The sequence below is a fragment of the Flavobacterium fluvii genome (assembly GCF_900129545.1).
GTDB classification, from domain to species: domain Bacteria; phylum Bacteroidota; class Bacteroidia; order Flavobacteriales; family Flavobacteriaceae; genus Flavobacterium; species Flavobacterium fluvii.
This window is the reverse complement of sequence record NZ_FQWB01000001.1, coordinates 1,029,934-1,052,454: the sequence shown is the minus strand read 5'-3', so window position 1 is coordinate 1,052,454 and position 22,521 is coordinate 1,029,934. Positions and strand designations below refer to the sequence as shown.

At 37.7% G+C, this 22,521-nt stretch carries 19 protein-coding genes; 9 read left to right on the top strand and 10 right to left on the bottom strand.

Annotation, left to right across the window (positions count from 1 at the left end; genetic code table 11):
• The first annotated feature begins 82 nt into the window (after positions 1-82).
• The gene (metE, locus tag BUC16_RS04305; RefSeq protein ID WP_073368193.1) at positions 83-2,407 is read left to right on the top strand and encodes a 5-methyltetrahydropteroyltriglutamate--homocysteine S-methyltransferase; all 2,325 of its coding nucleotides are present in this window, start codon (positions 83-85) and stop codon (positions 2,405-2,407) included.
• A gap of 85 nt (positions 2,408-2,492) precedes the next feature.
• Here the strand turns inward: metE and BUC16_RS04300 are convergent, their stop codons facing one another.
• Both BUC16_RS04300 and BUC16_RS04295 read right to left on the bottom strand, forming a co-directional pair.
• Positions 2,493-3,242 carry an SDR family oxidoreductase gene (locus BUC16_RS04300; RefSeq protein WP_073368191.1) on the bottom strand — a complete coding sequence of 250 codons (750 nt, stop codon included), beginning with the start codon at positions 3,240-3,242 and terminating at the stop codon, positions 2,493-2,495.
• A gap of 164 nt (positions 3,243-3,406) precedes the next feature.
• The gene (locus BUC16_RS04295; protein WP_073368190.1) at positions 3,407-3,694 is read right to left on the bottom strand and encodes an ArsR/SmtB family transcription factor; all 288 of its coding nucleotides are present in this window, start codon (positions 3,692-3,694) and stop codon (positions 3,407-3,409) included.
• 121 nt (positions 3,695-3,815) lie between these two features.
• Here BUC16_RS04295 and BUC16_RS04290 point away from each other — a divergent pair, with 121 nt between their 5' ends.
• Positions 3,816-5,564 carry an ABC transporter ATP-binding protein gene (locus tag BUC16_RS04290; RefSeq protein WP_073368188.1) on the top strand — a complete coding sequence of 583 codons (1,749 nt, stop codon included), beginning with the start codon at positions 3,816-3,818 and terminating at the stop codon, positions 5,562-5,564.
• 68 nt (positions 5,565-5,632) lie between these two features.
• Here BUC16_RS04290 and BUC16_RS04285 read toward each other — a convergent pair whose 3' ends face one another.
• From BUC16_RS04285 to BUC16_RS04270, 4 genes are all read right to left on the bottom strand, one after another.
• Complete coding sequence (locus BUC16_RS04285) at positions 5,633-6,112, bottom strand: RDD family protein (RefSeq protein ID WP_073368186.1); 480 nt, start codon at positions 6,110-6,112, stop codon at positions 5,633-5,635.
• A 183-nt stretch (positions 6,113-6,295) separates the two neighbouring features.
• The gene (locus BUC16_RS04280) at positions 6,296-8,725 is read right to left on the bottom strand and encodes a ribonucleoside-diphosphate reductase subunit alpha (protein ID WP_073368184.1); all 2,430 of its coding nucleotides are present in this window, start codon (positions 8,723-8,725) and stop codon (positions 6,296-6,298) included.
• 357 nt (positions 8,726-9,082) lie between these two features.
• On the bottom strand, positions 9,083-10,060 hold the full coding sequence (locus BUC16_RS04275) for a ribonucleotide-diphosphate reductase subunit beta (RefSeq protein WP_073368183.1): 978 nt from the start codon (positions 10,058-10,060) through the stop codon (positions 9,083-9,085).
• Positions 10,061-10,295: 235 nt separating this feature from the next.
• Positions 10,296-10,868, bottom strand: coding sequence for a DUF3109 family protein (locus BUC16_RS04270; RefSeq protein WP_073368181.1), 573 nt, complete (start codon positions 10,866-10,868; stop codon positions 10,296-10,298).
• Positions 10,869-11,085: 217 nt separating this feature from the next.
• Between BUC16_RS04270 and BUC16_RS04260 the strand changes: the two genes are divergently transcribed.
• The 3 genes from BUC16_RS04260 (at position 11,086) to BUC16_RS04250 (ending at position 12,630) form a co-directional block, all read left to right on the top strand.
• Positions 11,086-11,661, top strand: a complete 576-nt coding sequence (locus BUC16_RS04260; protein ID WP_073368178.1) for a MarC family protein — start codon at positions 11,086-11,088, stop codon at positions 11,659-11,661.
• A 124-nt stretch (positions 11,662-11,785) separates the two neighbouring features.
• Entirely contained in the window at positions 11,786-11,989 is a 204-nt protein-coding gene (locus tag BUC16_RS04255; RefSeq protein WP_073368724.1) for a hypothetical protein, read from the top strand.
• Positions 11,990-11,991: 2 nt separating this feature from the next.
• The gene (locus tag BUC16_RS04250) at positions 11,992-12,630 is read left to right on the top strand and encodes an FAD-dependent oxidoreductase (RefSeq protein ID WP_073368177.1); all 639 of its coding nucleotides are present in this window, start codon (positions 11,992-11,994) and stop codon (positions 12,628-12,630) included.
• An 8-nt stretch (positions 12,631-12,638) separates the two neighbouring features.
• Here BUC16_RS04250 and BUC16_RS04245 read toward each other — a convergent pair whose 3' ends face one another.
• The 3 genes from BUC16_RS04245 to BUC16_RS04235 form a co-directional block, all read right to left on the bottom strand.
• Entirely contained in the window at positions 12,639-14,219 is a 1,581-nt protein-coding gene (locus BUC16_RS04245; protein WP_073368175.1) for a S41 family peptidase, read from the bottom strand.
• 88 nt (positions 14,220-14,307) lie between these two features.
• Positions 14,308-14,736: a deoxycytidylate deaminase gene (locus tag BUC16_RS04240; protein ID WP_073368174.1), complete on the bottom strand. Its 429-nt coding sequence runs from the start codon at positions 14,734-14,736 to the stop codon at positions 14,308-14,310.
• 7 nt (positions 14,737-14,743) lie between these two features.
• Entirely contained in the window at positions 14,744-15,337 is a 594-nt protein-coding gene (locus BUC16_RS04235; RefSeq protein WP_073368172.1) for a HupE/UreJ family protein, read from the bottom strand.
• Between the two features lie 190 nt (positions 15,338-15,527).
• Here BUC16_RS04235 and BUC16_RS04230 point away from each other — a divergent pair, with 190 nt between their 5' ends.
• Entirely contained in the window at positions 15,528-15,962 is a 435-nt protein-coding gene (locus tag BUC16_RS04230; protein ID WP_073368171.1) for a tellurite resistance TerB family protein, read from the top strand.
• 34 nt (positions 15,963-15,996) lie between these two features.
• Here the strand turns inward: BUC16_RS04230 and fbp are convergent, their stop codons facing one another.
• Positions 15,997-17,016, bottom strand: a complete 1,020-nt coding sequence (fbp, locus tag BUC16_RS04225; protein WP_073368169.1) for a class 1 fructose-bisphosphatase — start codon at positions 17,014-17,016, stop codon at positions 15,997-15,999.
• Between the two features lie 168 nt (positions 17,017-17,184).
• Here fbp and BUC16_RS04220 point away from each other — a divergent pair, with 168 nt between their 5' ends.
• The 3 genes from BUC16_RS04220 to BUC16_RS04210 all read left to right on the top strand — a co-directional run bounded on the left by BUC16_RS04220 (position 17,185) and on the right by BUC16_RS04210 (position 22,489).
• Positions 17,185-17,664 carry a GNAT family N-acetyltransferase gene (locus BUC16_RS04220; protein WP_073368168.1) on the top strand — a complete coding sequence of 160 codons (480 nt, stop codon included), beginning with the start codon at positions 17,185-17,187 and terminating at the stop codon, positions 17,662-17,664.
• 25 nt (positions 17,665-17,689) lie between these two features.
• Positions 17,690-18,946 carry an aspartate kinase gene (locus BUC16_RS04215; protein ID WP_073368166.1) on the top strand — a complete coding sequence of 419 codons (1,257 nt, stop codon included), beginning with the start codon at positions 17,690-17,692 and terminating at the stop codon, positions 18,944-18,946.
• Between the two features lie 126 nt (positions 18,947-19,072).
• Complete coding sequence (locus tag BUC16_RS04210) at positions 19,073-22,489, top strand: DUF8818 domain-containing protein (protein WP_073368165.1); 3,417 nt, start codon at positions 19,073-19,075, stop codon at positions 22,487-22,489.
• Positions 22,490-22,521: the final 32 nt, after the last annotated feature.

Below are 22,521 nucleotides of genomic sequence, written 5' to 3'. Positions count from 1 at the left end.
TCATTTTACTTAGTTATAAGATAAATTAAAGTTTAAAAAACCATTACAATACCTTTGTACAGTAATAAATACCAAAAAATATATGAAAACAAATAATTTGGGTTACCCAAGAATTGGCAGCAATAGAGAACTTAAAAAAGCCAGCGAATTATACTGGGCCGGAAAAATTTCTGCCGATGAATTGCTGGAAGTTGGAAAAAACATCCGTAAGGAAAACTGGCAATTACAAGCAAAATCAGGAATCGATTTAATCCCGTCCAACGATTTTTCTTTCTACGATCAGGTGTTGGATTTAACGCTTACTTTGGGAGCAATTCCGAATCGTTACAGCGAAATTGCCAAAACCAACTCCGCTTTGGATTTGTATTTTGCCATGGCGAGAGGTTCGCAAAAAGAAGGACAAGATGTAGTGGCAATGGAAATGACCAAATGGTTCGATACCAATTACCATTACATCGTTCCCGAGTTTACAAAAAACCAAAAATTCGAATTGTTTTCGACCAAAATAATCAACGAATTTGTGGAATCCAAAAAATTAGGAATCACTACAAAACCAGTTCTTATAGGACCTGTAACTTATTTGTTACTTGGAAAAGAAAAAGAAGAAGGCTTCCACAGAATTGATCTGATCGAAAAATTATTGCCTGTATATTTTGAAATTCTTAACGCATTACAAAACGAAGGAGCAGAACACATTCAACTGGACGAACCGTTTTTAGCATTGAATTTAACCGACAAAGAACGCGATGCCATTACTTACGTTTACAATGAAATCAGCAAAAATTTCCCTTCATTAAAAATAATTTTAGCCAATTATTTTGACTGTTTTGGAGAGAATTTGGAAACTGTTTTGGCTTTACCGGTTCATACTTTGCACTTGGATTTAGTACGTTGTTCTTCTCAATTGGACGATATTTTAGATTCAGGAAAACTGGCTAACAATGTAAATCTTTCTCTTGGCGTTGTTGACGGTAGAAACATCTGGAAAAATGATTTCAAAAAATCATTGGCAACTATCAAAAAAGCGACTGATGCTTTAGGTAAAGACCGAATCTTGATTGCTCCGTCTTGTTCCCTTATTCACAGTCCGTGCGATTTAGATTTGGAAACCAATGATGCCACATTGACTCCTGAAATCAAGCAATGGTTGGCTTTTGCCAAACAAAAAATAGAAGAAATCGTATTGCTTCAAAATTTTGCTTTAGACGAAGTAAGCCTGGTTGATTCTGTTTCATTTGAACAAAACACTATTGCAAATGAAAACCGTAAAACTTCAAAATTAATTCATAATGAAGGAGTTAAAAATCGTGTAGCCAGCATTACAAATGGTGATGACAAAAGACGAAATTTATTTGCAATTCGAAGATTCAAACAAATTGAAGCTTTAAAGTTGCCTTTGTTTCCAACGACAACAATTGGTTCTTTTCCACAAACGACAGAAGTTCGTAGCTGGAGAGCAAAATTCAAAAAAGGAGAATTGAGTCAAAAACAATATGATGATTTGCTTCAAAAAGAAACCGAAGAAACCATCCGTTTTCAGGAAGAAACCGGAATCGATGTTTTGGTTCACGGAGAATTTGAACGTAATGATATGGTGGAATATTTTGGCGAACAATTAGACGGATTTACCTTCACCAAAAATGGCTGGGTTCAAAGTTATGGCAGCCGTTGCGTGAAACCTCCAGTTATTTATGGTGATGTTTCCCGTCCAAATCCAATGACTGTAAGATGGGCTGAATTTGCACAATCGCTTACACCAAAATGGGTAAAAGGAATGCTTACCGGACCTGTAACCATCCTGCAATGGTCGTTTGTTCGTAACGATCAGCCCCGTTCTGAAACCTGTACTCAAATTGCTTTGGCGATTCGTGATGAAGTGGTGGATTTAGAAAAAGCCGGAATCAAAATCATTCAAATTGATGAGCCTGCCATTCGTGAAGGATTGCCTTTACGTAAAGAAGAATGGGCAAACTATTTGGATTGGGCGATAAAAGCGTTCAGAATTTCCGCTTCTGGGGTAAAAGACGATACCCAAATCCACACACACATGTGTTACAGCGAATTCAACGACATTATTCAAAATATTGCCGATATGGACGCCGATGTAATCACGATTGAATGTTCGCGTTCACAAATGGAATTATTGGATGTTTTTGCCGATTTTAAATACCCGAATGAAATAGGCCCCGGCGTTTATGACATTCATTCGCCACGTGTTCCATCCAATGAAGAAATGGTTCACTTACTTGAAAAAGCAGCGTCTGTGATTCCAGTCAATCAATTATGGGTTAATCCAGATTGCGGTTTAAAAACCAGACATTGGGACGAAACCAAAAAAGCTTTAATCGAAATGGTCGCTGCAGCACAACAAATGCGAGTTAGCGTTGAGAATATTGCAACTGTTTAACGACAACAATTTATAACTAAAAAACCCTAGTCGATTGATTCAACTAGGGTTTTCTCCTTTTAAAATTAAATAATAACTAACAAATTTATAGCGTCGCTGCTCCACCATCAAGCAACAACTCGCCACCTATCATAAACTTGGAATCATCTGAGGCCAGGTAAAGGAATCCTGCAGCCATTTCTTCAGAAGTTCCTACACGTTTGGCGGGTATCGTAGAAGCAAAATAAGCTTTGGTTTGGTTGGCCTCTTCTTCGGAAGCACCGCCTCTTTCAAATATTGGCGTATCGATAGGACCGGGAGAAAGTACATTCACACGAATATTTCTATCCAATAATTCCGCAGACAACGTTCTTGCCAACGAACGAACCGCCGCTTTGGATGCAGAATAAGCCGCCGTGGTTGCAAACCCTTTGTGGGCTACCGTAGATGCCGTAATGATGATTGAAGCACCGTCATTTAGATGTGGTATAGATTTTTGAATCGTGAAGAAAACGCCTTTGAAGTTGATATCACTGGTTTGGTCGAACATTTCTTCGGTATAATCAGCTAAAGGTGCGGCAATAAATACACCGGCATTCACTACCAATACGTCTATTTTCCCGAAAGTATCTTTTATAGTTCCGTAGGTGGTGTCAATATTATTAATATCCGAAACATCGCTTACCAAACCAATCGAAGCATTCCCAATTTCGAAAACCGCTTCGTCAATGGTCTTTTTGTTACGACCCGTTATTGCCACTTTTGCGCCTTGTTCTGCAAATAATTTTGCCGTTGCCAATCCTATTCCGCTGTTACCTCCTGTAATTACGGCTACTTTGTTGTGTAATTTTTTCATATGTTTATATTTATTGTTTTTTTATCAGTCATATGTAATTCGCATATGATTATTGGCATTTGCGACCAATTTTGGTTATGCTCATTTCATGTTTTTTATTTATAATTTGATTGTTTTAAGTATTTAAATATCTAAATATTTCGATATTTTTAATTAAAAAAAAGCTAAAGCACTAAACTGTTGATATAGTCGGCATAAGCAGTACAAACTTCTTTGTTGACAACAAATTTCAGGTTACGCCCCTCTTTATCCGCTATCAATAAATCGGCATCTATCAGTTGTTTTATATGATGCGACATAGTAGATTGCGCCAGATTAAACTCCGCCGAAACATCGCAGCATTGCACACAGCTTTCGCTATTGCTGACAATTTTCATAATCTTCAAACGATAAGGATCTCCCAAAGCTTTTGAGATTTTTTCGACTTGTTTTATGCTTAAACTCGTATTCATAGGGCAAAGATAAAAATATATTTTTAATATATCGAAATATTTCGATATATTTTCTAAATTTGCACCAATTCGACTTCAGTTACTAAACTGAGTTTGAATTATTCCCTTTAAAACATTCTCCATGAAAATTTTATATACCTACATCAAAAACCATAAAACGCTTTTATACATTGCGCTGTTTTTGGCCACAATAAATCAATGCTTTTCCTTGTTTGATTCCATAATTATTGGTAAACTCCTTAACGAATGCGGTGTTGGCGTAGCCAACTTCAATCACAATCAACTCAACTTTACCAAAGCTGTTTTGGGCTGGCTTGCTTTATCGTTGGGTGCTGCAATGGTTTCCAGGATCGCCAAAAACTTCCAGGATTATTTTACCAACATCATCATTCAGCGAACAGGTGCGCATATGTACACGGACGGGATTCAAAAAGCATTACAACTGCCTTTTCAGGATTTTGAAGACCAACGAAGTGGCGAAACCCTGGGAAAGCTCCAAAAAGTAAAAATCGACTGTGAAAGATTTATTACCTTGTCTATTTCATTAATTTTTCAATCAATAGTCGGTATCGTATTTGTCGTGGTTTATGCCATAAGCATTCATTGGTTATTGGGACCCATATTTCTGGCAACCGTTCCGGTAATCGCTTTCATCAGTTCGTTTTTAGGCAAAAGAATCAAGAAAGTTTCCAGAGAAATTTTAGGAGAGACTACCGCTTTGGCTGGAGCCACGACCGAATCCCTACGAAATATTGAACTCGTAAAAAGCTTGGGATTAACCGAACAAGAAGTCAATCGATTGAACGCCACAACCATTAGAATACTTGGCTTGGAACTCAAAAAAGTGCGGTTCATTCGTTCGTTGAGTTTCATACAAGGCACAACTGTCCACTTTATGCGAACTACTTTGGTTTTTGCACTTTATATGTTCATTTTTAATGACATCATCAAACCGGGAGATTTGATTACCTTATTGTTCTTTTCTTTCTTTTTGTTCAATCCGCTACAGGAATTGGGGAATGTGATTGCAACTTATAACGAGACGAAAGCTTCAATGGATAATTTTGCCGATTTAATGAATTCCAAAAGCGAAGAAACGCCTGTAAATCCTAAAACTATTGGAGCCATCAATCATTTGCGTTTTGAAAATATTTCATTCAAACACCAAACTGCAAATTCTTACGCCGTAAAAAATATTTCTTTTGATGCAAAAGCTGGCGAAACTATCGCTTTTGTTGGACCATCTGGAAGTGGTAAAACCACTTTGGTCAAAATGCTGGTCGGTTTGTACAATCCCGCAGAGGGAGCAATTTTTTACAATGAAAAAAATGCAAAAGACATTGACCTAACCGAATTAAGACAACAATTAGGTTTTGTAACCCAGGATGCACAATTGTTTTCTGGAACGATAAAAGACAATTTACTGTTTGTAAAACCAAATGCCACCGACGAAGAAATCAATGATGTTTTGAGAAAATCGGCTTGTCAAAATTTATTGAAGCGTGCCGAAAACGGAATAAACACCACTATTGGTGAAGGCGGTATCAAAGTATCAGGAGGCGAAAAACAGCGTTTGTCCATTGCCAGAGCTTTGCTTAGAAATCCGCACTTGTTGCTTTTTGATGAAGCAACCTCGGCATTGGACTCGATTACCGAAGAAGAAATCACCAAAACTATTCGCAGCATATCTTCCAAGCAAGATCAAATCACGGTATTGATTGCCCACCGTTTATCGACAATTATGCACGCTGACAAGATATTCGTTTTGGAACAAGGACAAATCATCGAACAAGGCAAACACCAAGATTTGTTGGATGAAAAAGGCTTGTATTATGCGATGTGGAGGCAACAAATTGGGGAGAGAAAGTAACTGATTTGCATATAAAACCCTGATAGGTTTTCAATTTAACAGGGTTCTATATTTGTTTGTTTGTTTTTCTAAGGAAAGGCGACCACTCCTTTTTTATGATTGAATTCGTGTTTTCGCACCACATAAGTATCTGAAAAAAAGTCATGTAATCCCCTGACGTCACTTCCCATAAAAGTTAGTGCTTCAAGCGGAATAAAACGACACAGCGTTCGCAGCAGAATAACTTTATAACCCGGCTTCAATCCTTCTTTTGTTACCACAATTGTTTTGGTAAAATACTTGGCAAAGGTTCTGGAAAAATAAGCTTCGGATAAAAAATAGTATAAAAACAGCATCACGACCCAAAAAAACAATCTTTCCATAATTGTTGTCGATTCAGCCCAATTGGTTAAATCATAACTATTGGAAACATCCCCAATGATAGCAACGGTTGTTCCAATACTGACCAAAATAGTATGAACAATCAATAAATCGAGAATGCAATTGAAAAAACGTTGTCCTCGCGTTGCCAATAAATCATCTGTAATCGTAAATTTCATATTTTCCATTTTGAAGATTTTTAATTCCCATGAAAAACGTTTTATAAAGATAACTCACTCAAATATAGTGAATTATTTTCAAAAAAAATGATTTTAGAACTGAGAAAACTAGCCCCAATAAAGTAAAAATTGCCGCAAAAAAAAACAGCTACCATTACGATAGCTGTTCCTCTTTATTCTATTTTCTAAAAATTACGACCCACACATTTCGCAATCTTCCGGACCTGCATTTTTGGCCAGTTCGATCATTGCCCTGTATTCTTCTGGAGTCATTTCAACAGACTCATTTAAAACCGCAATAGGTTGTAGTTTTTGTTCAACAACTTGTTCCGCAACTTCAATTGGTTCCGATTTTTTGTCGTTGTTCAAAGTAAATTTAATGGCGTCTACAGCTGCTTTTGTTCTCAAATAATACATTCCGGTTTTCAATCCAGATTGCCAAGCGTAGAAGTGCATCGAAGTCAATTTAGAGTAATTGGCATTTTGCATAAACAAGTTCAACGATTGTGATTGATCCACAAAATAACCACGTTGACGAGACATATCGATAATATCTTTCATCGACATTTCCCAAACGGTTTTGTACAATTCTTTCAAGTCTTGCGGAATATCCAAGTCCTGAACAGACCCATTGTTACGCATTAATTCTTGTTTCAAAGTTTCGTTCCAAAGTCCGCGTTCCACTAAATCATTTAGTAAATGCTTGTTCACCACGATAAATTCTCCCGAAAGCACACGTCTGGTGTAAATATTGGAAGTATACGGTTCGAATGCTTCGTTGTTGCCCAAAATTTGTGAAGTCGATGCCGTTGGCATTGGCGCTACCAACAATGAGTTTCTCACCCCGTGTTCCATTACTTCTTTTCTTAAAGAAGCCCAGTCCCAACGTCCTGAAAGTTCTTCGTCTTTCATTCCCCAAAGGTTGTGCTGGAATTCTCCTTGTGAAATTGGCGACCCTTCAAAAGTAGAATAAGGTCCTTCTTCTTTTGCCATTTCCATCGAAGCGGTTACGGCTGCAAAGTATAAGGTTTCGAAAATTTCCTGGTTTAATTTCTTGGCTTCATCACTCGTAAAAGGCAAACGCAACATAATAAAAGCATCGGCAAGACCTTGCACTCCAAGACCAATTGGACGATGACGCATATTGGAATTTTCTGCCTCGATTACAGGATAGTAATTTCTGTCGATAACTTTATTCAGGTTTCTGGTTACACGTTTGGTAACCGTAAACAACAATTCGTGATTGAATTTTTTGTTTTCCACAAACATTGGCAACGAAAGTGAAGCCAAATTACAAACAGCAATTTCATCACTTGAGGTATATTCCATAATCTCGGTACACAAATTCGACGAACGAATGGTTCCAAGATTTTTCTGGTTTGATTTACGGTTTGCTGCATCTTTGTACAACATATATGGCGTTCCGGTTTCGATTTGCGATTCCAGAATTTTCTCCCACAATTCGTGCGCTTTGATGGTTTTTCTACCTTTCCCGGCTTTTTCGTAATCGGTGTACAATTTTTCGAATTCCTCACCGTGAACGTCATACAAACCTGGACATTCATTTGGACACATCAATGTCCAAGGGCCGTCTTCCTGCACACGTTTCATAAACAAATCCGAAGTCCACATCGCAAAGAACAAATCTCTGGCGCGCATTTCTTCTTTACCCGTGTTCTTTTTCAAATCCAAAAATTCGAAAATATCGGCGTGCCAAGTTTCGATGTAAATCGCAAAACTTCCTTTACGTTTTCCACCACCTTGATCCACGTAACGAGCCGTATCGTTGAAAACTCTCAACATTGGAACAATTCCGTTGGATGTTCCGTTGGTGCCACGAATGTAAGAACCCGTTGCACGAACATTGTGAATGGAAAGTCCTACTCCACCCGCCGATTGCGAGATTTTAGCGGTATTTTTCAATGTATCGTAAATTCCGTCAATACTGTCATCTTTCATTGCCAAAAGGAAACAAGAAGACATTTGAGGTTTTGGAGTTCCCGAGTTGAACAATGTTGGCGTGGCGTGTGTAAAGAATTTTTTCGACATCAAGTCGTAAGTTTCTATAACCGATTTCAAATCGTCCAAGTGAATTCCAACAGAAACACGCATCAACATATGTTGCGGACGTTCTACTATTTTTCCGTTTATTCTCAACAAATAAGAACGTTCCAAGGTTTTAAAACCAAAATAATCGTAGTTGAAATCTCTATTGTATATGATGTGCGAATCCAGGAATTCGGAATTCTCCATGATTACTTTATGCACTTCTTCCGAAAGCAAAGGTGCTTCCAAATTGGTTCTCGGATTCACGTAATGATACATTTCGTTCATTGTTTCCGAGAATGATTTTTTGGTATTCGAATGCAAATTCGAAATGGCAATTCTGGCAGCCAATTGTGCATAATCTGGATGCGCAATTGTCATTGAAGCTGCAGTTTCTGCCGCAAGATTATCTAATTCTGATGTTGAAACTCCATCGTAAAGTCCTTCAATTACTCTCATTGCCACTTTCACGGCATCTACTAAATCATTCAAACCATAGCATAGTTTTTTAATCCTATCCGTGATTTTGTCGAACATTACTGGCTCTTTGTGGCCGTCTCTTTTTACTACGTACATAATCTTGTTGTTTTTTAAAACAGAAAATCCCTTTCCTGTTTTGGTGAATTTGTATTACTGTTTTGGGAAACTAATCCCGGTATTAATTTGTGGTTTATTGCCACGAAGTCACAAAGGCACAAAGGCACAAAGTTTTTTGGCTTTGGAATTCGTACTTAAAATTACTAGTTCTTAATTTTAGGTTCTACCGAAAATGTTGTGAACATTTTTTTTAAACCATTAAGAAAATTAAGAATACTGCAAAACTTAATTCGCTTAATTTTCTTAATGGTTTAAATGTTTTGCCTTTACACAAATACTAAGTAAAATCTAATTTTATAATTTTCTTCGTGGCTTGGTGCCTTGGCGGCAAAAAAATTAAAAATCAGCGTCGAAACTAATTTTTTGGGCATCAGAATCATTATTCATAACTCCTGATTTTTGGTATTCGGCCACTTTCTTTTCGAAGAAATTTGTTTTTCCTTGAAGCGAAATCATGTCCATAAAATCAAAAGGGTTGGCGGTGTTGTATTCTCTTTTGCAACCTAATTCCACCAACAATCTGTCGGTAACAAACTCTAAATATTGCGTCATCAAGGTGGCGTTCATTCCAATCAAACTCACTGGAATCGACTCGGTGATGAATTCTCTTTCGATATTCAAAGCATCGACAATAATTTCCCTGATACGTGCTTTGGATACTTTATGTTTCAAATGGTGGTTGTGCAAGTGCACGGCAAAGTCACAGTGAACACCTTCGTCACGAGAAATTAATTCATTCGAAAAGGTTAATCCTGGCATCAAGCCACGTTTTTTCAACCAGAAAATAGAACAAAAACTTCCAGAAAAGAAGATTCCTTCCACGGCAGCAAAAGCAATTAATCTTTCGGCAAAAGAATCCGACTCGATCCATTTCAAAGCCCATTCCGCTTTTTTCTTGATGGCTGGAAAAACATCTATTGCAGTGAACAATTGTGTTTTTTCCGCTTCATCTTTCACGTAAGTGTCAATCAAAAGCGAATAGGTTTCGCTATGAATGTTTTCCATCATGATTTGGAAACCGTAGAAGAATTTTGCTTCGGCATATTGCACTTCATTCACGAAGTTTTCGGCCAGATTCTCGTTAACAATTCCGTCAGAAGCTGCAAAAAATGCCAAAATATGCTTCACGAAATATTTTTCGTCTTCACTCAACTTATTGTTCCAATCGTTCAAATCCTGGGATAAATCTATTTCCTCTGCAGTCCAGAAACTGGCTTCCATACTTTTATAAAACTCCCAAATATCTTGGTGCTTGATAGGAAAGATTACGAAGCGATTCTTGTTTTCTTGTAAGATTGGTTCTATTTGTGACATTGCTATTTTTGTTTTTTTTGAAATTTTAACGAAATATTATGTTTTTCGAAGATTACAAAGATTGTGAATTATCGTGGTTATTAAAAGCCAAACTTATTCACAATCGTGTTGAGTTTTTAACAATTGGAATGTTTTTTAAGTAAATAATAAATTACTGTAAATCAAATGTTTAAAATAATAAAAACCAAAAAACACCCTAAAACATAGGGTTTGAAAAGAAAAAATTAAAATTGTTTTAAGAATTACTTTTTAATTCCTCGGCAACTTTTTCGAGTTCCAAATACCAGTCTTCGCCAAATCTTCGAATGAGTGCTTCCTTGACAAATTTATAAACAGGAACTTCCAGTTCTTTGCCCAAAGAACAGGCATCGTCGCAAATGTCCCATTTGTCATAATTGACTGCGGCAAATTCGGTAAAATCTTTGACGCGAACAGGATACAAATGACAAGAAACCGGTTTTTTCCAATCGATTATTCCTTGATTGTAGGCTTGTTCGATTCCGCACAGTGCCGTTTTCCCGTCAAAGATGACGTAAGCACAATCTTTATTGTCAATTAACGGTGTTTCAAGATCGCCATCGGTGCCTTTTGTCCAAGTTCCCTGCGCTTCGATGGCCGCAATTCCTTCTTTGCGAAGAAATGGTTTTACTTTTGGATAAATTGATTCCAAGATTTTGGTTTCGGCTTCACTCAACGGTGCGCCAGCGTCTCCATCGACACAACACGCGCCTTTGCAAGCCGATAAATTACAAACAAATTCTTTTTCAAGAATATCTTCCGATACGATGGTTTTTCCTAGTTGAAACATTTTGCAAAGATACTTTTCAATTCTGAATTTTGAATGTTAAATTTTGAGTTTCTCACGACTTTAACAACTATAATAACTTTGTCTTTTTCATTGCACCGAAAAAACCGTAAAATCAATACAATCTGTTTGCTTATTCCAAATTATCCGAAAAAATGTTCTAAATTTTATTTTACCCACCTGAAATTCAATACTTTTGTCTCATCAAAAACACGAAGTTATGGAACTTGATTTTAAAGAAATAGCCACTGTGGGAATGGTTCTTTTTGCCGTAATTGATATAGTGGGAACGATTCCCATCATTGTCGATTTGAGAAACAAACACGGTCATATCGAATCAGAAAAAGCCTCATTGGTGGCGGGTTTTATTATGATTGTTTTCCTTTTCATTGGAGAAAAATTTTTAAACCTCATAGGAATTGACGTCCATTCCTTTGCCGTGGCAGGTTCCTTTGTGTTGTTTTTCATAGCTTTAGAAATGATCTTGGGCATCCGATTGTATCGTGACGAAGATACCGGTTCTGCCTCAATTGTTCCCATTGCTTTTCCCATTATTGCCGGTACTGGAACAATGACCACTTTATTGTCCTTGAAAGCACAATACCAAACCCTGAACATTGTTATTGCCATCATCTTGAACCTCATCGTGGTTTATATCGTTTTGAAATCATCGGCAAAAATTGAAAAAATGTTGGGAAAAAATGGTTTGGGCGTTATCCGAAAGGCTTTTGGAGTGGTTCTTTTGGCAATTGCTGTTAAATTATTCGCCGCTAATGTTAAAGGTTTGTTTGTCTAAAATAAATTTTTATACATTTACCCGTTATAATTTTTGAAAAGCAGTTTTGATTTTTAAAAACGACTCTTTAACACAAGAGTTGTTGTCAAATCTTCCTGTTTTTTGCAATACAAAAAAATATTTTATGAAAGTCTTCACTAACATATTGGTGTTTTTGGCATTAGGTCTAATTGTTTTCAACATTAGCCTGTTGGATTTTAAAAATCCTCTTCAAGGGAATAGTATGGTAGCTTTCATTGGAATTGCAGCATCTGTTTGTGCCATCTTAATTCTTTTGATTTTTAAAATGTCCAAAAATATTGAAGAAAAAATGAATGACAAACTATAAATATGTTTGACGTTCTAATCATTGGCGGTGGCGTTTCTGGAATGTCGTGCGCTCTTGTTTTGGGTTCTGCCAAAAACAAATCCTTTGTCACTGACAAAAAAATCGGGATTATTGCCCATCAAAAAAATTCTTCCCTCCAGGAAGCCCTTATCAACAATGGCTATGGGATTGCTCCTGGCACATTAGGTTCCGATTTATTGTCTGAAAGCATCCAGCATTTATCTGAAACTTATCCTCATATTTTCCAAATTTTTGACGAGAAAGTACTGAAAATCGAAGGTGAATTTACTTCGTCAGTTCGTCCTTCGTCCTCGTGTCCCGAATTTTTAGTCATCACCAACAAAAACACCTATAAAGCAAAAACGATTGTGGTGGGAATTGGTTCTGCCAACACTTTTGCGATTGAAGGATTGATCCAATTTGTGGAACCGCACAAAAAAGCACTACCTGAAAAACAAAGAATCCAGCTAAAAAATATTGACCACAAAGTTGCCGAAGGCATTTATGCAACAGGAACTCTCGCAGGCTGGAGAAGCCAAGTGGCAATTGCTGCCGGAAGTGGCGCTGCCGTTGCAACCGACATCCTTACTTTATGGAATAACGGCGTTCAAACTCACGCTCACGATAGTATAAGGAAGTAAAACTTTTGCTAAACTTTCTTCAAAATCCTCTTAATCATCGCATCGTCTTTCAACACAATTTCATAATACTTGTCTTCATTGAATAATTGTCGGGCAAATTCAGCAGACAAATAGCGCTTGACCAAGGACTTGTTCTTGTCCAGTTTTATATCTATTTCATTTTTTAAAAGATATTTTCGGAACGCTTTGAAATACAAATCCGTGGCATTGATTTTAGCAACACTTTCTTCAAAAGACAAGTCTTTAAAAGCATTTCTGTCTCGGTCTAATTGTTCGAAAACAAAATGCCCCATAAAACCCGATTGCAGTAAATAAGTCGTGTGTGGATCGTCTCCGTGATCCAACTCCAGCGGAACGAAAATATCGGGAACAATTCCGCCACCGCCATAAACAATTCTGCCTTTTGGAGTTTTGTATTTGAGGGTTTTAGGTGCTTTTATACTGTCTTTATAGTACAATTCGCCATTTTTAAAACGAGATTCCGATTCTTTGGAATAATCTTTATCATGTCCGTTTGAATAAGGTTTTTGTATCGAACGTCCCGTAGGCGTGTAATATCGGGCAATGGTCAATCTCACTGCCGATCCATCGGAGAAATCTATTTCGCGTTGCACCAACCCTTTACCAAAAGAACGGCGACCCACAATGGTTCCCCTATCATTGTCTTGAATGGCTCCCGCCAAAATCTCGCTTGCCGAAGCACTATTTTCGTTGATTAAAACAACCACTTTTCCAGTTTCGAAACTTCCCGTTTTTGTGGCGAATGTTTTTTCTATGGTCCCTTTTTTATTTTTCGTGAAGACGATGAGTTCTTTGTCTTTCAAAAATTCGTCTGCAATGGAAATGGCTTCATCCATATAACCACCTCCATTGTCCCGAAGATCGATCACGAGGGATTTTGCACCTTGTTTTCTCAAATCATCCAAACCGGTCATGAACTCGTCGTAGGTGGTTTCGGCAAAACGATTTATTTTTAGATAGCCCGTTGCAGCGTCCAAAAGCAAAGCTGCATCGACACTTTTTATGGGAATAACGCCTCGTTTAACTTTGATTTTGAGTTTTCTGTTTTCCGATTTTCTGTAAATCGTGAGCACAATTTCAGAACCTTCTTTCCCCTTTAGTTTGGCAAACAAGCTGTCGTTTGGCAATTTGCGTCCAAACATTTTTGTTTTGTCGGCATACAGGATTCGGTCTCCCGCTTTTATTCCCGCTTTTTCCGAAGGACTGTTTTCGATAGGCTTTACAATCGCCACAGAATCATTGTACATATAAAAATTCACGCCAATTCCCACGAAATCGCCTTTCATGGATTCGGCAACTTCAACTTGCTCGCTTGGCGGAATATAAATGGAATGTGGGTCGAGTTGCCCAAGGATATTATCAATGGCGTGCTTCATGATAGTATCGGTATTCACGCTATCGACATATTCATTGTCTATAAAATCCAGTAATTTGTTGAGTTTGTTTTTCGAAACACTTTTAACAAAAAAATGGTTCTGACTAGGAAAATTAAGCCATCCGCCAATAAGAATTCCAAAGGCAATGGCTGCGAAAATATAAATTGGAAAATACTTCGAATTAATTTTCATTTGGAGATTTTCATTTTTTTTTAACGGTCAAATGTAATTCATGCACAGAACGATAATTACATTATATTTCCGATTATGTTCATTTCATTTATTCTAAAACTTCAATTTGTTCAACGATTACTCCCGCTTTGACCAGAAAGTCCACTCCCGAAGTATCTTTGTAACCCATTTGATAAACCACTCTTTTTATACCGGATTGATGTATTAATTTACTGCATTCCTTGCATGGAGAAAGCGTAATATACAATGTGGCTCCTTCGCAAGTCTGGGTAGATCTTGCCACTTTCAGGATGGCGTTTGCTTCTGCGTGAAGCACATACCAATTGGTCAAGCCTTCATCGTCTTCGCAACAATTTTCAAAACCAGAAGGCGTTCCGTTATAGCCATCGGAAATAATCATTCGATCCCGAACAATTATTGCTCCCACTTGCTTGCGTTTGCAGTAAGACAAAAGGCTCCATTCTTTGGCAATTCGGAGATAAGCGCGATCGTATTTATTTAATTTTATCTTTTCCATTTTAATTTTATCTAATCCAGAATTTGCTTTCGATAATCATGGGCAAAACCACCCCAATTATGAAAGACGACATTACCAATGTCCAATCTCTTTTCGAAAATCGGAAGAATGTTTGAACAATATAAGAGACTATCAAAGTTACAAAAACCACGACTATTTGAGCCGCTTCTATACCCAAGGCAAATTCTGACAACGGCAATAATTTAGACTGGGACGAACCGACGAACATGGATTTAAAATAAGTGGCAAACCCCAAACCATGTACTATTCCAAAAAACAAAGTAACAAAAAACACGACACTGATACTTTCTTTTTTTGATGATTTTCCCGCCGTGAAAAGATGAAATAAAGCCACGATGAGAATCGTTATTGGAATCAAGAAATCAACCAAATTCCCTCTAATAATTATCACTCCAAAAATAGACAACAGCAATGCCAATGAATGTCCAATGGTGAAAATGGTAACCAAAAGCAATAACCTCGCCCAATCTTTGAAAGCATAAGGAATCGCCAATGCAATTAAAAACAAGATATGGTCGTAAGCGTAAGGATCGAGAATATGTCTCAAGCCTTTTTCAAAATAAATCCAAAATTCAGACATTACAAATAGTTTTAAAGATTAGGGGTTGCCAAACTTACAATTTATTTTGAAATTAGTTGGAAACAGTGTCATTAAAAGCGTTTATTGTCGCATTTATTTTATTAATAACAAAGAAAAAATCAAGTATCGACATTCGTTAAACTCGAAATTATTAGTATCTTTATATACAAATCATTTAAAACTCAAAATTATGTCAATAGCAGAATTATTTGATAGTGAATTCAAAAACCGAATAAAAGGTCGTTTTTCTGCGGCAGTTCGTGTATTGTATGCAGATGGAGGAAAATTCGATCCCGATGAAAAAAAGTTTTTAGACAAATTAGCCGTAAAACTCGATATTTCTGAAGAAGAATATAAAGAGATTTTGAAGGATCCATTAAAATACCCTGTTAACCCACCTTATTTACATGTGGAAAGGCTGGAAAGTTTATACAATATTTCCAGGGTGGTTCATCACGATCATCATTTGGGCGACAAGCAAGAAACCCTTTTAAGAAAATTTGCCATAGCCCTGGGATTTTCGACAAGCAATGCCGATTATATTGTCAATAAAGCACTTTCATTAGTTGACAAAAAAGTGGATTTAGACACTTTCATTTACGAAATGCAACACATGAATAGATAAAAAAAGCTCCCATTTGGGAGCTTTTTTGTTTACATTAATATTTGCTCAGTTTGGCCAAGCGCATAAAATCTTCTGCTTTTTCGACCATATTGTAACTTCCACAAAAGAATGGTGCCCTTTCGTGCAATTCTTTGGGTTGAATTTCCATTATCCTGTTTAACCCATCCGAGGCTTTTCCTCCGGCTTGTTCGACAATAAACGCCATTGGATTACATTCATAAAGCAATCGCAATTTCCCTTTTGGGGCTTTGGAACTGGTTGGATACAAATAAATCCCCCCCTTGATCATGTTCCTGTGAATGTCCGAAACCAAACTTCCGATGTAACGCGAAGTATATGGTCTTTCTTCCTCTTCAAGCTGGCAATATTTAATATAATCCTTCACTCCTTGCGGAAAATGAACATAATTCCCTTCGTTTATGGAGTAGATATTTCCGTCTTTCGGGAATTGCATATTGGGATGCGACAAGTAAAATGTTCCAATGGCAGGATTCAATGTAAATCCGTTTACACCGTGACCCGTGGTATAAACCAACATGGTCGATGTGCCGTAAATCACGTAACCCGCTGCCACTTGATTGATGCCGGGTTGCAAAAAATCTTCAATGGTTACAGGAGTTCCTATGGGAGTAATTCTTCTGAAAACCGAAAAAATAGTTCCTACCGAAACGTTTACGTCAATGTTTGACGAACCGTCTAACGGATCCATCAAAACCACGTATTTATTGTTGTGACTGTTGTCGCTTCCTTCGACCGTGATAAAATCATCATTTTCTTCGGAGGCAATACCGCACACAATCTCGCGATTAATTAGCGTTTGAATAAACACCTCGTTGGCATAAACATCCAATTTTTGTTGGTCTTCGCCTTGAATGTTTTGCTCTCCCACTGCACCAACAATATCGACTAAACCGGCTTTATTTACCTTATAATTCACGACCTTTGCGGCCAAGCGGATGGAGTTGATAATTCGGGATAATTCGCCTGACGAATATTGAAAGGCATTTTGGTTTTCGATGATGAATTCACCTAGTGTTTTGTTGCGTTCTTCCATTATGAAATCGTTGTAGTTAGTTTGAAGTCACAAATATCGGATTTTTTGTGAAAATGAATCCATGTTATCCAAATCGTTTATCAGAATCGTATATTTGCTGCTTGAATTTTATAACATTTTGTTTGTAAAATTTATTTTTACGCCAAAAACAACATTAATTTAGAAATTATGAACATCAGAAAAGCCAATCCAGATGACATGAAAGCCGTTTTAGGCCTCATCCAAGAATTGGCGGATTTTGAAAAAGAACCTGAAGCTGTTGTAGTAACTGTGGAAGATTTAGTTCGTGATGGTTTTGGACCAGCTCCATTATTCCATGTTTTTGTTGCCGAAGTGGAAAAGCAAATTGTGGGAATCGCTTTGTATTACTACCGATATTCGACTTGGAAAGGAAAAACCATCCATTTGGAAGATTTGATAGTGAAAGAGGAAATGCGCGGCACAGGTTTGGGCTATGCCTTGTATTCTGAAATCATCAAACAAGGCAAAAAAGACAAGGTTCGCAGGATTGAATGGAATGTTCTGGATTGGAACACGCCTGCAGTCGAATTCTATAAAAAATCAGGAGCCAAAGTACTCGACGAATGGAGAGTGGCACAAATGGACGAAACAGCAATCAACTATTTCGTTGAAAATAGGTTAAAATAAAATTACAAATTTTTTATATAACAACATGAGAGTATTCAAATTTGGTGGCGCTTCCGTGAAAGATGCCGAAGGAATTAAAAACGTGTACAGCGTTTTGCAAACAGCAGGTTACGAAGACGTATTATTGGTGGTTTCCGCAATGGGAAAAACCACGAATGCCTTGGAATTAGTCATCAAAAACTATTTCGACAAATCGGCAGAATTGCAATCATCAGTTCAAGAAGTAAAAAAATACCACAACGAAATCCTGTTGGATTTATTCGAAGACGAGAACAATCCCGCTTTTGCTGCCGTAAACACGCAGTTTGCAGATTTGGAATATTTCTTGGCACACAACAAATCACCGAATTACAATTTTGTTTACGACCAAATCGTGAGTTATGGCGAATTGATTTCGACCACGGTTTTGAGTCATTTCATGACTCATATGGGCATCAAAACGCAATGGCTTGATGTGAGAAACTTCGTGAAAACGGATTCAAACTACAGAGATGCAGAAGTGGATTGGGATTTGACCAAGAAAAACATCTCCAAAAACGTAAAAGGAAAAATATTGAACATCACTCAAGGATTCTTGGGTTCTGACGAAAATAATTTCACCACAACATTGGGTCGTGAAGGTTCCGATTACACTGCCGCGATTTTTGCTTATTGCTTGAATGCCGAAAGTGTAACCATCTGGAAAGACGTTCCGGGAGTGATGAATGCCGATCCAAGATATTTTGAAAACGCGAGTTTGTTGAACCAAATTTCCTATCGTGAAGCCATCGAATTAGCATTTTACGGAGCAACCGTTATCCACCCAAAAACCTTGCAACCGCTACAAAAAAAGGAAATTCCTTTGTATGTAAAATCGTTTATCAACCCGTTGTTGCCGGGAACAAGCGTTGCCAAAGGTGCTGATTTGGAACCCTATTTGCCTTGTTTTATTGTCAAAAGAAACCAATTGTTGATTTCGCTTTCTTCGATAGATTTCTCTTTCATCATGGAGGAACACATCAGCGAGATTTTTGGTTTGTTTCACCAATTCAAATTAAAAGTAAACTTGATCCAGAATTCTGCCATCAGTTTTTCAGTTTGCGTGGAAGACAAGTTTGGCAATTTCAAGGACGTAAATGCCATCTTGTCCAAAAAATTCAAGGTAGATTTTACCGAAAATGTTACTTTGTACACCATTCGCCATTTCGACGAAAAAGCGGCACATACAGTTGAAGAAAACAAAACGGTTATTCTAAAACAAGTAAGCCGAGAAACGATGCAAATCGTGACTAAGGAAAGCTAGAATAACAATTGAAAATAATTTTACCGCAAATTCACAGATTTTAAACCCTGTGAATTTGCGGTTTTTTTGTCATTACAATTTCCCAATTATAAATACTACTTTTGATACTTTCGAGTTAATGTATCTATGTTAAAAAACATCTTGATTTTGTTGGCAATTCTCTGCTTTTCTGGACTTCAGGCCCAGGAAGAAAATTCGTCGTACAAAACCAAAAAAATCCCCGTTACTCGCGATACGATTCATCTGGAAAACACGAGCATCAATTCTAGTTCTTTCCAATTGCTTGACGCCAATGAAAAACCAATTGACTCCACTTTTTACAAAATAAATTTCGGAAAAGGAACACTGGTTTTAAACGAAAATTTTCCTGAAACCTCCGATTCGCTAACGGTTCATTACCTGAAACTTCCCGAGATTTTAACCAAAGAATATCGCATTTATGACGACAGCAAAGTGGTAAGCAACGAAGCGGCCGCAGGCAGTTTGTACAAAGTGGAAGGAGAAAGTCTCCAGAAAAAAACCACTCCCTTTGAAGGACTCAACACTTCTGGAAGCATCACGCGTGGCGTGACTATTGGCAACAATCAAAATTCGGTTTTAAATTCCAATCTCGATTTGCAAATCACGGGAAAACTTTCCGACAAAGTAAGTTTGCGGGCTTCCTTGCAAGACAACAACATTCCGCTGCAAGACGGCGGTTATTCGCAAAAACTGGATCAATTCGACAATGTTTTTATGGAGCTTTTCAGCGAGAAATGGAATATTAGAGCGGGCGATGTTTTCCTGGAAAACCACAAAACCCAATTCCTGAATTTCAACAAAAAAGCTCAAGGAATTGCAGCCAGTTTTGACTTTGGGGAGGAAGACAACAAGACTAACGTTTTCGCTTCGGCGGCATTGGTCAAAGGACAATATGCCAAAAGTAATTTTGTGGGCCAGGAAGGAAACCAAGGTCCGTACAAATTAATTGGTCAAAACGGGGAATTGTATGTGTTGGTCATTTCGGGTTCGGAACGGGTTTACGTGAACGGAATCCTCTTGAAACGGGGCGAGAACAACGATTACACCATCGATTACAACGCCGGGGAAATTATATTTACGCCGCTTTTCACCATTACTTCCGAAATGCGGATTACGGTCGAATACCAATTTTCCAATCAAAATTACACTCGACTCGTGACTTACGTTGGCGGAAGCCACGAAAGCAAAAAATGGAGTTTTGGCAGTTATTTGTATTCCGAAAACGACTTGAAAAACCAACCTTTGCAACAAAGTCTTTCGGCAGAACAGGCACAAATATTGGTTGATGCCGGCGACAATCAGGATTTGATGGTGGCACCTTCCGCTTATTTGGATTCCTATTCCGACAACAAAATCTTGTATAAAAAAACGTTGTTAAACACTGTCGAGGTTTTCGAATATTCAAATAATCCTGATGATATTTTGTACAATGTACGTTTTAGCCAAGTGGCCGCCAATAAAGGAAATTACATCCTGAAAAATAGCGCCGCCATTGGCAGGATTTACGAATACATTGAACCCATAAATGGAATTCCGCAAGGAAATTACGAACCCGTCATTCAATTGGTGGCCCCCATAAAAACGCAAGTAGCGACATTTTTGGGAAAATACAATCCCAGCGAGAAAACAGCAATTGATTTTGAAATTGGGATAAGCAACAATGACAAGAACCTGTTTTCGACCAAAGACGATTCCAACAATGAAGGTTTGGCGACAAAAATAAATGCCAAACAACGCCTCTTTTCCAGAAAATGGAATGTGGATGCTTTTGCCAATTACCAGTTTATAGCCAAAGATTTCAGCTCCGTGGAACGTCTTTACAGCATTGAATTTAGCCGGGATTGGAATTTGGGAACAACTGCCATCGGGAATCAAAGTTATTTGGTTTCGGGATTGCAAATGACGTTACCCGAAAAAGGAAACTTGGTTTACCAATTTGAAAAACTGGATTTCTCGGAGAATTTTTCCGGGAATCGTCATTTTTTGAATGCTTCGTTTAATTTGAATCACTGGAAAATTCAAAGCTTGGGAAGTTACTTGAACAGCGATGCCACAACTTCCACATCGAAATTCTTGCGAAACCAAACCCAAGTCAAGTATCATTTCAAGAAAAACTGGATTGGTAGCAGCCTGAAATTGGAAGATAACCAAGAAAAAGACAGATTCACCAACCAATTTTCGGCATTGAGTCAAAAATTCACGGAATATGGATTTTTTGTTGGTCGTGGTGACAGCACGAAAGTTTTTGTGGAATTGGGTTATTTTAAAAGAGCGAATGACAGTTTGCAAAACGGAATCATTCAACGGGTGAACAATTCCCAAACCTTTGCCTTGCGGTCGAAATTAATTCAAACCAGCAAAAGCGACTTATCCCTTTTCGTGAATTATAGAGTCTTGGATTTTGTGGATAAAGCCAAGAAAAACGAACCTTCATTGAATTCCAGAATGATTTACAACGACCGTTTTTTCAATCAATTGATTCAATCGACGACGGTTTTCGAAACCAATTCGGGTTCCATTCCACAACAAGAATTCACCTATCTTGAAGTTCCTGTCGGGCAAGGCGTTTACACTTGGAACGACTACAACAACAACGGAATTCAGGAATTGGAGGAGTTTGAAGTGGCTCCCTTTGTGGATCAAGCAAAATATATCCGAGTGTATTTACCGAACCGAATTTACATCAAAACGCACCAGAATAAATTTTCCCAATCGATTGTTTTAAACCCCAATCAATGGCAAAACGAGACTGGATTCAAAAAAACGCTTTCCTATTTCTACAACCAAACTTCCTATCTCATCGACCGAAAAGTGGAAAACAAAGGCGATAATTTTGACTTGAATCCATTCAACAAATCCGAGGAAAATGTTTTGGGATTGAATTCCAGTTTCAGGAATAGTTTATTTTATAATCGCGGCAAGCAATTGCATTCCGTAACCTACACTTACGTTCAAAACGAGAATAAAAACTTGCTTTCCATCGGTTCACAAAATGCCAAAAACAGTTCGAACCAAATTCAATACAATCATTTATACCACAAAAGTTGGTTGTTCGGGATGTTTGCCAAAACCATCCAAACCGCTTTGACATCAGAAAATTATCCGGAGAAAAATTATGAAATCAAAGGCTATCAATTGGCTCCAAAAATCAGTTATTTGTTTTCGAAAAGCACGAGTTGGGACTTGTTTTACGAATTGCAAAACAAAGAAAATCAAATTGGCAGCTTTGAAACCTTGTTACAAAGCCGATTCGGGACTTCATTTTCTTATGCAGGCGAGAAAAAAATAACGATGAACGGGGAGGTTTCCTTTTACCAAAACAAATTCGTCGGTAATGAATTTTCATCGGTGGGATTTCAAATGCTCGAAGGATTGCAAACGGGACAAAACTTGACTTGGCGATTACTTTTGCAAAAAAACTTGACCAATTTTCTGGACATCAACCTGAATTATCAAGGTCGAAAAAGTGAAACCAGCCAAACTATCCATACGGGAAGCGTGCAATTGAGGGCTTATTTTTAAACTACTGCCAAATATAAATCGCTTGAAAAATA